The sequence below is a fragment of the Petrotoga sp. 9T1HF07.CasAA.8.2 genome (assembly GCF_002895585.1).
Lineage (GTDB): Bacteria > Thermotogota > Thermotogae > Petrotogales > Petrotogaceae > Petrotoga > Petrotoga mobilis.
The window spans coordinates 111,965-126,495 of the sequence record NZ_AZRI01000041.1 but is presented as its reverse complement, the minus strand read 5'-3'; the positions used below and the strand labels follow the sequence as shown (position 1 = coordinate 126,495).

At 35.8% G+C, this 14,531-nt stretch carries 13 protein-coding genes; all 13 read left to right on the top strand.

The window, feature by feature from the left end; translation table 11 throughout:
• Nucleotides 1-249: 249 nt before the first annotated feature.
• A complete protein-coding gene (locus tag X925_RS09275) occupies nt 250-1,662 on the top strand; it encodes a TldD/PmbA family protein (protein ID WP_158245187.1) in 1,413 nt (470 codons plus the stop codon).
• Entirely contained in the window at nt 1,662-2,996 is a 1,335-nt protein-coding gene (locus X925_RS09270) for a TldD/PmbA family protein (protein WP_121959770.1), read from the top strand. The genes X925_RS09275 and X925_RS09270 overlap by 1 nt, the downstream gene beginning before the upstream one ends.
• Nucleotides 2,997-3,179: 183 nt before the next feature.
• Nucleotides 3,180-4,196 (top strand): 2,4-diaminopentanoate dehydrogenase, encoded by a 1,017-nt coding sequence (gene ord / locus X925_RS09265; RefSeq protein ID WP_121959769.1) that lies wholly within the window; start codon nt 3,180-3,182, stop codon nt 4,194-4,196.
• 14 nt (nt 4,197-4,210) lie between these two features.
• Nucleotides 4,211-4,528, top strand: coding sequence for a 2-amino-4-oxopentanoate thiolase subunit OrtA (ortA, locus tag X925_RS09260; protein ID WP_121959768.1), 318 nt, complete (start codon nt 4,211-4,213; stop codon nt 4,526-4,528).
• Nucleotides 4,529-4,680: 152 nt separating this feature from the next.
• Nucleotides 4,681-6,099, top strand: coding sequence for a 2-amino-4-oxopentanoate thiolase subunit OrtB (gene ortB, locus X925_RS09255; protein WP_121959773.1), 1,419 nt, complete (start codon nt 4,681-4,683; stop codon nt 6,097-6,099).
• Nucleotides 6,096-6,482 carry an ornithine aminomutase subunit alpha gene (locus X925_RS09250; protein WP_121959767.1) on the top strand — a complete coding sequence of 129 codons (387 nt, stop codon included), beginning with the start codon at nt 6,096-6,098 and terminating at the stop codon, nt 6,480-6,482. The genes ortB and X925_RS09250 overlap by 4 nt, the downstream gene beginning before the upstream one ends.
• Entirely contained in the window at nt 6,463-8,661 is a 2,199-nt protein-coding gene (gene oraE / locus X925_RS09245) for a D-ornithine 4,5-aminomutase subunit OraE (RefSeq protein WP_199171523.1), read from the top strand. The genes X925_RS09250 and oraE overlap by 20 nt, the downstream gene beginning before the upstream one ends.
• A 90-nt stretch (nt 8,662-8,751) precedes the next feature.
• Complete coding sequence (gene dnaN, locus X925_RS09240) at nt 8,752-9,864, top strand: DNA polymerase III subunit beta (RefSeq protein WP_103065031.1); 1,113 nt, start codon at nt 8,752-8,754, stop codon at nt 9,862-9,864.
• Between the two features lie 3 nt (nt 9,865-9,867).
• Nucleotides 9,868-10,356 (top strand): 2-C-methyl-D-erythritol 2,4-cyclodiphosphate synthase, encoded by a 489-nt coding sequence (gene ispF / locus X925_RS09235; protein WP_121514726.1) that lies wholly within the window; start codon nt 9,868-9,870, stop codon nt 10,354-10,356.
• A complete protein-coding gene (gene nfi, locus X925_RS09230) occupies nt 10,346-11,011 on the top strand; it encodes an endonuclease V (protein WP_121514725.1) in 666 nt (221 codons plus the stop codon). The genes ispF and nfi overlap by 11 nt, the downstream gene beginning before the upstream one ends.
• Before the next feature lie 5 nt (nt 11,012-11,016).
• Complete coding sequence (locus X925_RS09225) at nt 11,017-12,156, top strand: sugar MFS transporter (protein WP_121567522.1); 1,140 nt, start codon at nt 11,017-11,019, stop codon at nt 12,154-12,156.
• Nucleotides 12,157-12,186: 30 nt separating this feature from the next.
• On the top strand, nt 12,187-13,686 hold the full coding sequence (locus X925_RS09220) for a YifB family Mg chelatase-like AAA ATPase (protein WP_121959765.1): 1,500 nt from the start codon (nt 12,187-12,189) through the stop codon (nt 13,684-13,686).
• Nucleotides 13,683-14,507, top strand: a complete 825-nt coding sequence (locus tag X925_RS09215) for a thermonuclease family protein (RefSeq protein ID WP_121959764.1) — start codon at nt 13,683-13,685, stop codon at nt 14,505-14,507. Before X925_RS09220 ends, X925_RS09215 begins: the two co-directional genes overlap by 4 nt.
• Nucleotides 14,508-14,531 lie beyond the last annotated feature (24 nt).

Genomic DNA, 14,531 nt, shown 5'->3' with positions numbered 1-14,531 from the left:
TTTTTTACTTGATTTCAAATATTTTTCTATCAACCTTTTGGTTAGTTCCATATCGAATGCCTCCATTTTTTCCTTGCCTCCTTCCAAAAGAGTCAAGGATATGATATCATTTCAAAGACATCGAATTATGATCTAACCAATCTTTTTCACGGACATGTAATATTATCTAATGCGATACAAGTTCCAAGAGGAATAAATATGATATAATATGAAAGGAAGGATTGCTAACTTTTTATAGGAGGGATAGAAGTGAATTTAAGTAATGCTCAATACTTAGAGATTTTAAACCATTCTCTTTCATCGGGGGGAGAGTATTCAGAAATCTTCTATGAAGATTTTTATGGTACCTCGATTGTTTACGATAACGGTAAAATTGAAAAAATAAATTTTTCAAGTACAAAAGGTGCAAGTATAAGGGTTGTATCAGCTGAAGAAACGATTTTTGCTCATACTAACGATCCCACATACGAGAATCTTATGAGTCTTGCTGAGACTTTGAGAAAGAACGCAAGCGAAAGATTTGGCTCTAATGATATCGTAAAGGTTGAAGAATTGAAAGAGGCAGAAAAGAGGGATTTTGCCCCCTTTGAAATACCTTTTGACAATGTATCTGTAGAACAAAAAGTAGAAAAGGTTCTTAAAGGTGTAGAATTACTTAAGAATGCCGATAAACGCATCAAACAGATCACCGTTTCCTATGCGGATAGTAGTAGAAAGGTAAAAATAGTGAATTCAGAAGGGAAAATAGTTGAGGATATTAGAAATTATCCACGTTATGCTGCTATAATATTTGCACAGGACGAAGAAGGGAATTTGTTTAGAGGTTATTCCTCCGATGGAGCAAACATGGGATTTGAATTTTTTACAGATGAGATGATAGAAAAAGTAGCAAAAGACGCCGTCAGACAAGTAGTTTCACAAATAGAAGGAGTGGATGCTCCTGCAGGCGAATTCACGGTTGTTTTGTCTTCTGAAGCTGGAGGAACCATGATACATGAAGCATGTGGGCACGGTATGGAAGCAGACTTGGTACTTTCCGGTTCTGTGTACAGAGAAAAAGTTGGAAAGAAAATCGCTTCGGAAAAAATTACCGTTGTAGACGACGGAACAGATAAAAACAAAAGAGGGACCCTTAATTATGATGACGAGGGAACTCCTACCCAGAGGACCGTTTTAATTGAAAACGGTGTGTTAAAAGGATACATGCACTCGAAAATTACTGCCAAAAAATTCGGTGTTGAACCCACAGGTAACGGTAGAAGGGAATCTTATATGGTGTTACCCATCGTTAGGATGAGAAACACGATGATCTTACCAGGAGAAGATGATCCACAAGATATAATTAAATCTGTAAAATACGGTATATTTGTTAGAAAGATGGGTGGGGGACAAGTTGATGTAATAAGTGGTGATTTCCAATTCGGCGTTGATGAAGGTTATATTATAGAAAATGGCGAAATAAAGCAATCGATCCGTGGAGCGAGCTTAGTTGGCAACGGATTAAAAGTCTTAGAAAGCATAGATATGGTTGGTAATGATTTAGGATATGGTGTTGGAACCTGTGGTAAAGACGGTCAAGGGGCTCCAGTTTCCGATGCCCAGCCTACCATAAGAATACCGAAGTTAATTGTTGGTGGAATAGTAAAAGGGGGTAACAATTAATGACTAATATAAAATCAATTATAGAAAAATCCATGAAAGAGATAAAAAGTAAAGGGCTTAAAGGACAGATAAATGTGATTTCCACTGAAAGTAAGAATGCCTCTTTCAGTAATGGAAAGTTAGAGCAGTTAACCGAAGGAGAAAAAGGAGCAGCAGGTATCAAAGTTATTTCTTCCGATGGAAGAACAGCCACGTCGTCATCTAATATTTTAACAGAAGAAGGTATAATGCAAGCTGTTGAAAAAGCAATTGAAATGACTAAATATACAGAAAAAGACGAAGCAAACGACATATCAAATGACGAACAGTTTACATACATAGATTGGGCTTTTGATGCAGACACAAAGGATATGAATTTAGACGAGGTTATGAAATTAGCTCAAGAACTAGAAAAAAAGGCTAAGAGTGAAGATGAAAGGATAAAATTTGTTCGTGGTGCTGAGTATGAAGTTGCATTAACCAGGATTCATTTTGGGAATACGAATGGTCTTTACAAAAACGCTTTGTTTACAAACGCTGCTAGTTCGATTAGTTTAGCAGCAATTGAAGGAGAAGATTCCTCATTTGGTTTTGATTATCAATTATCTCAAAGCTACAGGCTTATAGACATAGATCGTATTGTAAAAAATTCTGTAGAAATGGCGGTGTCAGGTTTAAAATCAGAGGTTTTAAGTTCTGGTAGATATGATATTGTCATGAGTCCTTTCGCTTCTAGTATGTTCTTAGGGACATTGATAACTCCTTTATCGGGAGAAAATGTATACAAAGGTAAATCTTTTTTGAAAGATGAATTAGGTGAGAAAGTAGCCAATTCATCGGTTACCCTCATACATGATCCTATGAATGGTTCTGCACCAATCATAGCCTCCTTTGACAATGAAGGAACCAATACCTCAAGATTCAACGTTATAGAAAATGGTGTCCTAAAAGGATTCTTACATAACATATATTCTGCAAAAAAATTGGGTGCAAGACCAACCGGCAACAGTTTTGCATCGGTGGAATCTCCAAATCCTTCCATTGGAACGATAAACCTTCATTTTATCGCTAACAAGACGAGAAAAGATATTTTGAATGTTCCAAAAGCTCTTTATGTCACCAACATAATGGGTATGCATACCGCCGATCCGGTTTCTGGAAGATTCTCTGTGCAAATAAGTGGAAGATTAATTGAAAACGGAGAGTTTGTAAGAAGTTTTAGAGGGATGACCTTAGCTGGAACGCTGGAAGAGTTGTTGAATAATTTAGAATATATAGGTTCTGATTTCAAGTATTTAGGTCCAGTAGCCGGTTCTACTATGTTGATAAGGGATTTAAGCGTGGGCGGTAAATAGAAGAAGAAGTCTAAAAAAGGAGTATAAGGCGTTTAATCGCTTTTAAAAGCGTTTAAACGCCTTTTTTTCGTCTTAATTGGGAATTATCTAGTTTGAGAAAGAAGGTATAATGTTGTAAGATATAATTGATAATGAAAAAAATTTCACACATTGTAGCAAATACACTGCAAGGAGGTTTTTAAATTGTATAAAGTAAGTGTTTGGGGTTTTGGAGCAATGGGGAGTGGTATAGCAAAAAATATATTAAGTAAGAAAAATCTAAAATTAGTTGGTGTTCACGATTTCAGGGAAGAATATATCGAAAAAGATGTTGGAGAGTTGTTGGGTTTAGGAAAAATTGGAATAAAAGTTTACCCTGATCCTATAACAATGGTTAAACAAACAGATCCAGATCTTGTTGTAATCGCTACTAACTCTTTTATCTCAGTGGTGAAGGATCAGATTATTTCTATATTAAAAGAAAACAAAAACGTAATTACCATTGCTGAAGAAATGGCTTTTCCTTTTTCAAAAGATCCAAAAGCTGCAAATGAAATTGACACCGTTGCGAAGGAACATAATGTATCGGTTTTAGGGACTGGTGTAAATCCAGGATTTGTCCTTGATACACTAATTATAACATTGACAGGAGTATGTTTGAATGTTCAGAGGATTAAAGCAGCCAGAATTAATGATCTTTCACCTTTTGGACCAACGGTTATGGAAACACAAGGTGTGGGAACAACACCAGAAGAATTTGAACAAGGAATAAAAAACGGAAAGATAGTAGGTCATATAGGGTTTGAACAGTCAATACATATGATAGCCAAGGCTTTAGGATGGGAAATTGATCGCATCGAACAAAAAAGAGAACCTATTATTTCTAATGTCATGAGGGAAACAAAGTATGTTAAGGTTCAACCAGGTATGGTAGCAGGGTGTAATCATACCGCAAAGGCATTTTACAAAAATGAACTGTTGATAGAACTTGAGCATCCTCAGCAAGTACTTCCTCATTTAGAAAACGTTCAAACAGGAGATTATATAACAATTCAGGGGGATCCTGATATTTCAATGGGTATAAATCCTGAAATACCAGGTGGCAAAGGCACAATTGCCATAGCCACCAATATGATTCCCTCTGTAGTTGAAGCTCGGCCTGGTCTGTTAACCATGGTGGATTTGCCAATACCAAGAGCTTTACTTGCAGAGGTTCACTGAAGGAGGTTAGATTTATGGAGATAAAAAAGGGTGCATGGGTTCAAATTCATTACATTGTTTTAAATCCTGAAGAAAGGGCTTCACATTTGCCGGAAGACACCAAAAAAGTACCTTTTGAAGTTAGAATAAAAGGTTTTTTGGAAGATGAAGAGGCTGAAATAGGCGATATCGTCACCATTAAAACCCCTATTGGAAGAATAGTTAAAGGAAAATTGGAAAAAGTTAATCCTAAATACGAGCATAACTTTGGGGAACCTATTCCCGAATTGTTAAAAGTTAACAAGGATAAACTGCCTCTGTCTGAAGACAGAGGCGAAAAGCCACCAGCCTAAATTCGAAATTTTGGAATGCTGGAGCCAGTTCCTTGACTCCGATGGGTGAGTATTGAATATCTTGATCAAATATCTTGAAAGGAGGAAGAAAAATTACTGCATTTCTTTTCCTACTAGGGTAATAAGCCTACTGCAGTAATTTTTTGAAAGAAATGGATAAATCTTACAAAGCGGTGATGGAAAGACAGGTAGAGATCATCAAAAAATCTGTAGGACTTGATTACAATAAATATGAAATAGAAGGAATCGCCTTTGATTATGAAAAGATGATGAATGAGTCGGGTTTTTCAATTGAAGAAGTTGTAAGAATCCAAAAAGAAACAGGTGTTGGAAACACTCCCCTTGTTGAACTAAAAAACATAAACAAATTGATTAAAAAATTGTCTGATAAAGGGAAAGGTGCAAGGATCTTCGTTAAGGATGAACAAACTAACCCATCCGGTTCTTTCAAAGATAGAAGGGCTTCTATAAGTGTATATATGGCAAAAAAATTAGGGTATGAAGGAGTTATTGCGGCAACAAGCGGTAATTATGGTGCTGCGGTAGCTTCTCAAGCCGCTAAAAGAGGATTAAAATCTATTATAATTCAAGAATGTTTTGATTCCCGAGGCGTTGGTCAGCCTGAAATCTTAGAAAAAGAAAGATCGTGTGCAGCTTATGGAAGTGAAGTTGTTCAAGTAAGTGTAGGACCAGAATTATTTTATTATACCCTTCTTCTTCTTGAAGAAACAGGATTTTTTAATGCATCGCTTTACTCACCTTTTGGTATTGCGGGAATAGAAACGTTAGGTGTGGAGATAGCGAATCAAACCAAAGAATTGACAGGGAAATTCCCCAATGTTGTTGTAAGCACACATGCCGGAGGAGGTTTAACCACCGGAACTGCAAGAGGGTTAAAAAAGGTTGGGGCTTATTCAACTAAGATTGTTGGTGCAAGTGTTGATTTAAGAGGTTTACATATGGCTTCCGATAAAGATTTCAATAGAAAGTCTTTCACTACAGGACACACTGGATTCGGGATCCCATTTGCGGTTTTTCCTGACAGATCCGATGTTCCAAGGAATGCGGCAAGGGTCTTGAGGTATATGGACAGGTATGTTCTTGTAACTCAAGGGGAAGTATTCTATATGACTGAATTACTTGCAAAACTCGAAGGGCTACAAAGAGGGCCTGCTGGCAATACTTCGTTGGTTGCAGCCTTTGCTTTGGCAAGGGAAATGAATGAAGATGAAATAATAGTTGTAAACGAAACAGAATACACAGGAGCAGGAAAGTTACCAAGTGCCCAACTCACTTTTGCCAAAGAAAATGGGATTCAAGTAAAATTGGGCGATCCAATTAAAGAGGACAAACCAGGGGAAAAAATTATAATACCAGAAGATCCTTCACAAATAGGCTACATTGAAATTCCAATGTCTCAATTGAAAGAATCGTATATAAACCAGCTTATAAAAAGACTAGGAAAAACCGATTTTACTCAAAAAGAAATAGAATTTATATCAGAAGAAATAAGAGAAGATGAGGATTCGGTAATAAACTTGATTAAAAAGGCAAAGGAGGAGTCTTTATGAAAGAAAGAGCCGATGACTTTCAGGAAAGGTCAAAGAAACTTCAAAACATGACCGATGAGGAATTAGATAATTATTTTTGGGAATTAGTTGAAAAAGTAGTAGATCCGTTAGTAAATTTGGCAGAAACACATACCTCTCCTTCTATAGAAAGGTCTGTATTGCTAAGAATGGGTTTTAATTCCCTTCAGGCAAAGGCGTTGGTTGATAAGATTGTACAAGAAAATTTATTATCAAAAGGAGCAGGGAATGTGGTCTACAAAATCGCAAAACAAAAAAATATAGGAATAATGGAAGCGGGAGAGGCACTATTAAACGGTCGTTTTTGGGATGATGTTGAGAATATCTTTAGAGGTGGTGATACAAGTGAAACTTCAACCAAATGAAAAGATTAAAATAGAAGAGATTTTAAACGATTTGGAACATTACACACCAAGAAGAAAGGGATGGACTTGGAGGAAAAAATTACCTGAAGGAACCAAAAAAAGCGATTTTAATTACTATGAGATAAGTGAGGATCTGAAAAACTCAGTTCCTCTTCCTGCGGCTCATTACTTTGATAACTTAGACCCACAGCCAGACACGGTGATAACATCGGAAATCGCTTCAGGAAGATTTGAGGAAGATGTTAGAAGAATGCGCATGGCTGCGTGGCATGGAGCAGACCATATAATGGTCATAAGAACACTTGGGCAAAGCCACATAGATGGTCTTATAGAAGGAACTCCTGAAGGTATTGGTGGGATACCAATAACGAGAAAACAGTTGAGGGCAACTAGAAAAGCACTTGATTTAATTGAAGACGAGGTTGGTAGGCCCATAAACTTTCACAGTTATGTTTCAGGTGTAGCTGGCCCTGAAATAGCCGTGTTGTTTGTAGAGGAAGGGGTTAATGGAGCTCATCAAGATCCACAGTACAATATTTTGTACAGAGGTATCAATCCAATAAGATCTTTTGTAGATGCTGCCGTTGCTAAAAAAGTAATGGCTTGGGCGAATATACTTCAAATTGATGGTGCCCATAACGCCAACGCTTCTGCTAAAAAAGCCAGAAACGTCATGCCAGAACTTTTGGTACAACATGCAATAAACTCGCTATTTTCGTTAAAAGTAGGGATGAAAAAAGAAAATATTGCTCTGTCAACCGTCCCTCCCGTAGTTTCCCCTTCTCCTGAATTCAGAACCAACTTGGTTTATGCCATTACATTGAGAGAACTATTTAAAGGTTACAAGTTCAGAGCTCAAATGAACACAAGATACATTGAATCCGATTTATTCGATGCCACAAGAATTCATGTTTTGAATACCCTCATTTCTCGGTTGACTTCCGCAGACATTCAATCAACTATTACCCCGGATGAAGGAAGAAATGTGCCTTGGCACGTTAACTCTATAAGGGGTGTTGAAACAGCCAAACATACATTGATATCAGCAGATAATATTAAACAATACCTCAAAATTGATGAAGAAAAAATTAGAAAAGAAGTAAGAGAATTGAAGATACGAGCTATATTGATGCTTGAAGAAATAATAGAAATGGGTGGATATTTTGAAGCCTTGGAAAACGGTATGTTTGTAGATAACGGATACTATCCCGAGAGAGCAGGAGACGGAATAGCTAGAAAAAAGAACGGAGAAATAGCAGCAGGCTCAGTTGTACCAAGGGATAAAGATTATATGGCTCCTGTCTGTGAACATTTTGGATACAATGATTTGCCTGAAGAATTAGAAAAACCTTGCGATTTAATCGGTGGTTGTACCTTACATAACAGAGAAAAAATTCAATTTATTAACGAGTTAGACGAAAGTGATAACGTTGAAAAAAGATTACGAGATATAAAAGAATACAAAGAAAATAATCTCATAAAGCCAGAAGTTGAATGGAGTTACGATGGTTGGATACAACTTGACATGACAATCCCTGAATCTGAAGAGTACGCAAAAGCAGCAGCGGTTGAAATATGTAAAAAAATGGGATTAGAAGATATTCATGTTATTCATTCAGCCGTTTTACATCCATCAGAGGGGACTTATCTTGAATTGAAGGCAAAAGTACCTTTTTTTGTTAAAAAGGATGAATTAGAACTCCCAAAAAAGAACGAAGTGATGAGCGATGAAGAGCTTTTTGACTTTTTTGGTAAACACAAGGTCAAAGTAGTAGCCGGAACGATAGGTAACGATGAACACAACATAGGTATCAGAGAAATACTAGATATAAAACATGGAGGAATAGAGAAATACGGAATAAACTATGTTTATCTAGGAACTTCTGTGCCACCAGAAAAAATCATAGATAGTGCGATAGAAGTGGGAGCCCAGGCGGTTTTAGCTTCTATGATTATTACTCATAACGAAGTTCATGTGGAAAATATGAAAAAATTACATGAAATTGCTGTAGAAAAAGGAGTTAGAGATAAATTATTACTTATCGTTGGAGGAACTCAGATAACCAATGATTTAGCGATCAATAATTACATGGACGCTGGCTTTGGAAGAGGTACCAAAGGGAATCACGTTGCCACATTTTTGGCTAAGAAACTAAAAGAAAGAGAGCAAAACGAATAATTTTTAATTAATTTATTCTTGCTTTAAATTTTTTTTTAGTGTAAAATTGAGATAGTGAAACCCTAATTCTTCCAAAGGGAGGAAAACTTGATGTCTTTTGAAATAGATACAAGGGTTTTAAAAAATGCTGTTCAATTAACCAGTAATGCTGTTTCAAGAAAAACAGCTAACCCTATTTTGAAAGGAATAAAATTGGCTGTAGAAGACGATGAGTTACACATTTATGCTACAGATTTGCAGACCGGTTTTCACAAATGGCTGAAGGTTAAAGATAGTGATGAAAACTTTTCTACAGTGGTGGAACAGACGATATTCTTGGAAATTCTATCAAATCTCACTTCTGAGACAATTACGATCACTTTGGATGGAGTTTTGAAGATTTCAGGTGGAAATTCTGTATTTCGATTACCTACCATGGATCCTGATGAGTTTCCTTCTCTTGCTTTTGACGTTACAGGGAGCTCAATTTCGCTAGATAGAACAGTTATTACTAATATGATTGATAAGGTAATTTTTTGTGCTTTAAAGGATTCTTCTTCCCTTTCACGCAATTTAAACGCCGTTTACTGGGACTTTAGGCAAGGAGGGTTTTTGAATTTAGTCGCCACGGATTCATATAGATTAGCCCTATCTGAAAGTAAGCTGGAAGATGACAATGTTCTTTCACCATTTCTTTTATCCTTAAAAAGTATGGATGAATTAAAAACGATACTTTCAGCAGCAAAGACAGAGAAGATAAAAGTAGTTCAAAGTGGTTCGCAAGTTCTCTTTGATTTTGAAGAAGATAATAACCAGCTGATTTTTAACGTTATAGATGCCGAGTTTCCTAATTATTTGGGTATAATTCCCCAGAGTTTTATAACAAAGATCAAGGCTAAAACCTCAGAATTTTTGGCTATTATGAAAAGGATGTCTATCACAGCTGGAAGTGAGGAATATACTTTATTAAATATTGAAGATGGAAGAATACAGTTTTATGCAAGTTCTCCCGATGTTGGCGAAGCAAAAGAAGAGATTGATGTTGAGCAAGAGGGAAGAAATCTTGAGATCGCTTATTCACCGAGATATTTCAGAGAAGCGTTAGAAAGAATAGAAACTGTGGAGTTTGAGTTCGATATATCCGATGAGGAAAAACCTACCATTTTAAAACCTATAGAAGACAACAGTTACATGTTTATAATAATGCCAAAAAGGAAAAGTTGAAGCATGTTAAAAATTGGTTTTGGTTATGATGTGCATCCTTTCGTTGAAAATAGAAGATTAATATTGGGTGGAGTTGTAATTAATCATCCAAAAGGTTATGGATTATTGGGCCATTCGGATGGAGACGTTTTTTTTCATGCGATAATTGATAGTTTATTAGGGATGTGCGGTTTGGGGTCGATAGGGGAGTACTTTCCTGAAAGTAAAGAATTTGAAAATATTAATAGCTCTATACTTTTAGAAAAGACTATGGATTTGATAAGTAAAAGGTATGTTGTTAAGATAAATAATATAGATGCGCTAATCATATCTAATAGTGTGAAAATTAGTCCTATATCTGATCAAATAAAAAATAATACCTCACGCATCTTAAATTTAGAAGTGAGCCGAATAAACTTAAAAGGCAAGAGTGGCAATGGTCTAGGAATAGGCGGAAAAGACGAAGGTATAGAAGTTTATTGTACAACGTTAGGTGAGGTAGATGAAATATAAGCTCGTTCATAGCTTCGATATGACTCCCAAAGATATGATCAAAATTCAGAGACAGTTGGCTAAAGAGGTTAAATTAAGTTATTTCTCTGATGTACCAAACTTAGTAAGCGGTGTTGATCTTTCCTTTCAACAAGACGAAGGATTAGCTGTAATTGTAACGATGGATTTTAAGAAATTATCGGTGATCGATGTAACATATGCCGTGGATAAGATTACCTTACCATATATACCAGGCCTTCTTGCTTTTAGAGAGCTTCCTATCTTTTTAAAGGCTTGGGAAAAACTTCAAATTGAACCTGATATTGTTTTTTTTGATGGTCAAGGCTATGCCCATCCTAGAAGGATGGGCATAGCTACACATGCGTCTTTTTTTATTGAAAAGCCTACTATAGGAATTGCTAAATCTAAGTTAATTGGTGAATACGAAGAACCCGGAAAGAAAAAAGGTGAATTCACATTTCTGTACCATAAAGATGAGAAAATAGGAATAGTGTTGAGAACAAGAGACAATGTGAAACCTGTATTTGTATCTCCTGGCAACTTGGTTGATTTCAAAAACGCTTTGGATTTTACTTATCATTTTGCCACAAAGTATAAAATTCCTGAGATAACTCGAAAGGCACACTTATACACTCAAAGTTTAAAGCAGAGGTGACGTTGTTGACCGAAAAGAACACGCGAAATTTTATATACATATCAATGATTCTATTTTCGATGGTCATGAATACTCTTGCTCCTCTTATGACTTCCATTCAAGAAAGATTTTCTGTTTCAATAACTATTTCTTCTTCATTACCGTTTATAAGTACCTTCGGTACCATGATATCCAACTTTATAGGCAGCTTTTTTATCGCCCAGATAGGCTATAAAAATTTCTTGATAGGTGCTTTAATTGTTCTAATTATGGGTTTGTTTTTATTTGTAACTGCATTTAGTTTCCCCATGGTAGTATTATCAGTTTTCTTGTTTGGAGTAGCCACAGGAGCCGCTTTTATGACTTTAACTTCCGCTTTTTCACATCTTGATAGAAAAATCCAAAATTTTGGATTTTTAAACGCGAGTTTTGGAATTGGGGGAATAATAGCACCCCTTTTGGTTAGCTTATTTTTAGTTGTGAACTTAGATTTTAGATTTGTGTATTTTATACACTTAATCTTAATTTCGTTACTTTTTATTTTTGTTTTAATTTATAAACCCATTCAAAACATAAAGTATGAAGCGATTAAATTTAAAGAAGCCACAGGTATAATAAGGAAAAAATTTGTTTATTTGTCATTGTTGATATTCTTATTCTATTCGGGAAGTGAAATAGGCATAATAACTTGGAGTGCAAACCTTTTCCATGATGTTTTTAATTATTCTAAGGAATTTTCATCTATAATTATAAGTTTATTTTGGGTTGTTTTTACCTTTGGTAGGGCAATTACGGAATTTTTAAACAGAAAATTAACAGAATTGGGTACCATTTTGTACTTCTCTATTTCTCTTATAATAAGTCTTGCGTTGTTACTGATATTTCAACACTTTATTTTCTTTCTTTTCGTTGGTTTTAGTTTATCTGCCATTTTTCCAAGTATTCAAAAATACTCCAACCAAAATCTCCCAAAGAGAATCTTAGGGATGTACAATGGGTTGGCTTTTGGTTCCACTGGGATTGGAGCTATGATAATCGCAACTTCCATGGGGGTAATTGGTGATATTAATTTTAATATCTCCTACGCCATTCCTTTTTTTACTTTTGCCATCATCATTTTTATCACCCAAAAATTGGGTAAGGAGAAATTAGATAATGGCAATTGAAATTAAAAAGCGTACCCAAAGGGGGGGAAGATGAAATATTCTAAGATAAAAACTGGCTGCATAGACGGTTTTAAAGTAGAAAATATCTTAGTAGAAATCGATGTAAACTCTCGTTCTACCCAACAGACATTCAAAATAGTAGGAATGCCTTCCACATCTGTTTTAGAAAGTGAGAAACGAGTTACCAGTGCCATTAGAAATACTGGGTTTACTATCCCTAACGGATCGATAGTTGCAAATCTTTCACCCACCTCTATGAGAAAAGACGGTTCACATTTTGACTTACCAATTGCTGTATCCTTGTTGGAAGCGTCTGGTCAGATAAAAGAATTAAGTGATGATTACTATATATTTGGTGAACTCGGTTTGAATGGAGAAGTTAGACCTGTTTCTGGGATATCTCTTTTTTTGATGTACATAAAAGAAAGAAATCAACAAGCAAAATTCATAATTCCACGCGGAAATCAGGGGGAAAGTAAATTTGTAGAAAAAAACGAAGTTATCGTTATAGATAATTTGAAAGATATCGAAAATATATCGCTGGGTATTTTGGATGAATACTCTCCAAAGTATGAGGATATTGTACAACCGTCTTACAACTTGGATTTTCGTGAAATCAAAGGTCAAATCTTTGCCAAAAGGGGTATAGAGATAGCAGCCAGTGGATTTCACAACGTCTTAATGAGAGGATCTCCCGGTTCGGGAAAAACAATGATAGCTAAAAGGGTTCCAACAATATTACCAGATATGACGAGGGAAGAAATCATCGAATCAACTATGATCTATTCAGTTGCTGGATATATGAACACGATAATCGATAAAAGGCCCTTCAGATCTCCTCACCACACAGCTTCAACGGCCTCAATAATAGGGGGAGGGGCCGTTCCGAAACCTGGTGAAATAAGCTTGGCTCACAATGGAGTATTATTCATGGATGAATTTCCCGAGTACCGTACGGATGTAATAGAGTCCCTAAGACAGCCTTTAGAAGACGGAGAAGTGACGGTAACAAGAGCAAAATCCGTTGCTAATTTTCCTGCAAGGTTCATGCTTATAGCCTCTCAAAATCCGTGTCCATGCGGATATTATGGAGATAAGGAGATTGAATGTACGTGTAGTTTGAACCAGATCTTAAATTACAACAGAAAAATATCAGGTCCTATATTGGATAGAATAGATATAAGAATAGATGTACCAAGGGTAAAAATTGACGAGCTCATGTCCAAGGAAGATGGAGAAAGCTCAGAAAAGATTAAAGAAAGAGTTTCAAAGGCTTCCCAAATACAGATAAAAAGACAAAATAAATTGAATGGGAAACTTAGCAATAAAGAGCTGAAGAAATTTGCTGCTCTTACTGAAAAAGCGGAAGACTTTTTAAAACAAGCAGCTATCAATTTAAAATTAACTGCAAGATCGGTAAACAGGGTAGTTAGAATTTCGCGAACTATAGCTGACACTTTTGATTCAAAGAATGTGGAAATAAGTCATGTTTCGGAAGCCCTGAATTACAGAGGGAGAAAAATCATATGAGAAAAATGTCTTCATTTTTTCTGTTACTTTTATTGGTATTAAGCGTAGTTTATGCTAATTCGCAAGAATTAATAACAATACCAGATATAGAAAACCTCCAAAAAGCAAAAGTTTCTTCTATATTCGATGGAGACACGATTAACACTTACCAGTACGCTGAAAGTATAAGATTGATTGGAATAGACACACCAGAGATCAAAGCTGGGAGTAAGCCCATTAGCGAGTATGGCTATAAGTCGTATCAATTTGTGAAAGATAGACTAATAAATGTTGCAAACAGGAACGTATATTTAGAGTTTGATGAGGATAAGTTTGACGATTATGGCAGAGTTTTGGCGTATGTTTATTATGAAGATGAAGAAGGTAACTTAGTATTATTAAACGAAGAAATATTAAAAAATGGATTAGCCCGACCGTTGTTTTATGAAGATACTTCAAAAAAGCAAGAAATATTTGTTAAAGCTTATATCCAAGCATATGAAGATAGAAAAGGCATCTTTGAAAAATATGATGATGAAAGTCTTGTCGTGGAATCTGATGCCTTAACCCAAAAGGATTTAGGTAGAATGCGGTGGGTGAAGGCCAAAGTAAAGGATGTTATAAAAGAAGGCGAAAATTATTACAAAATTATCTCTGAAGGCGAAGATTTTTACTATGGAATAAGAAAACAGGAGTTTGATGCCTTTTTTGACGGATACGATATCTATGATTTAGTCGAGGAAGAAGTTATGTTCTGGGGAGAAATATGGTTAGATCAAAGAACTGGGCAATACGAAATACTGGGAAGGGCTCCTTTTGAGATAAAAAGACTTTCGAATTAGCTGTAGTGGGAAGAGGGAGTTTAT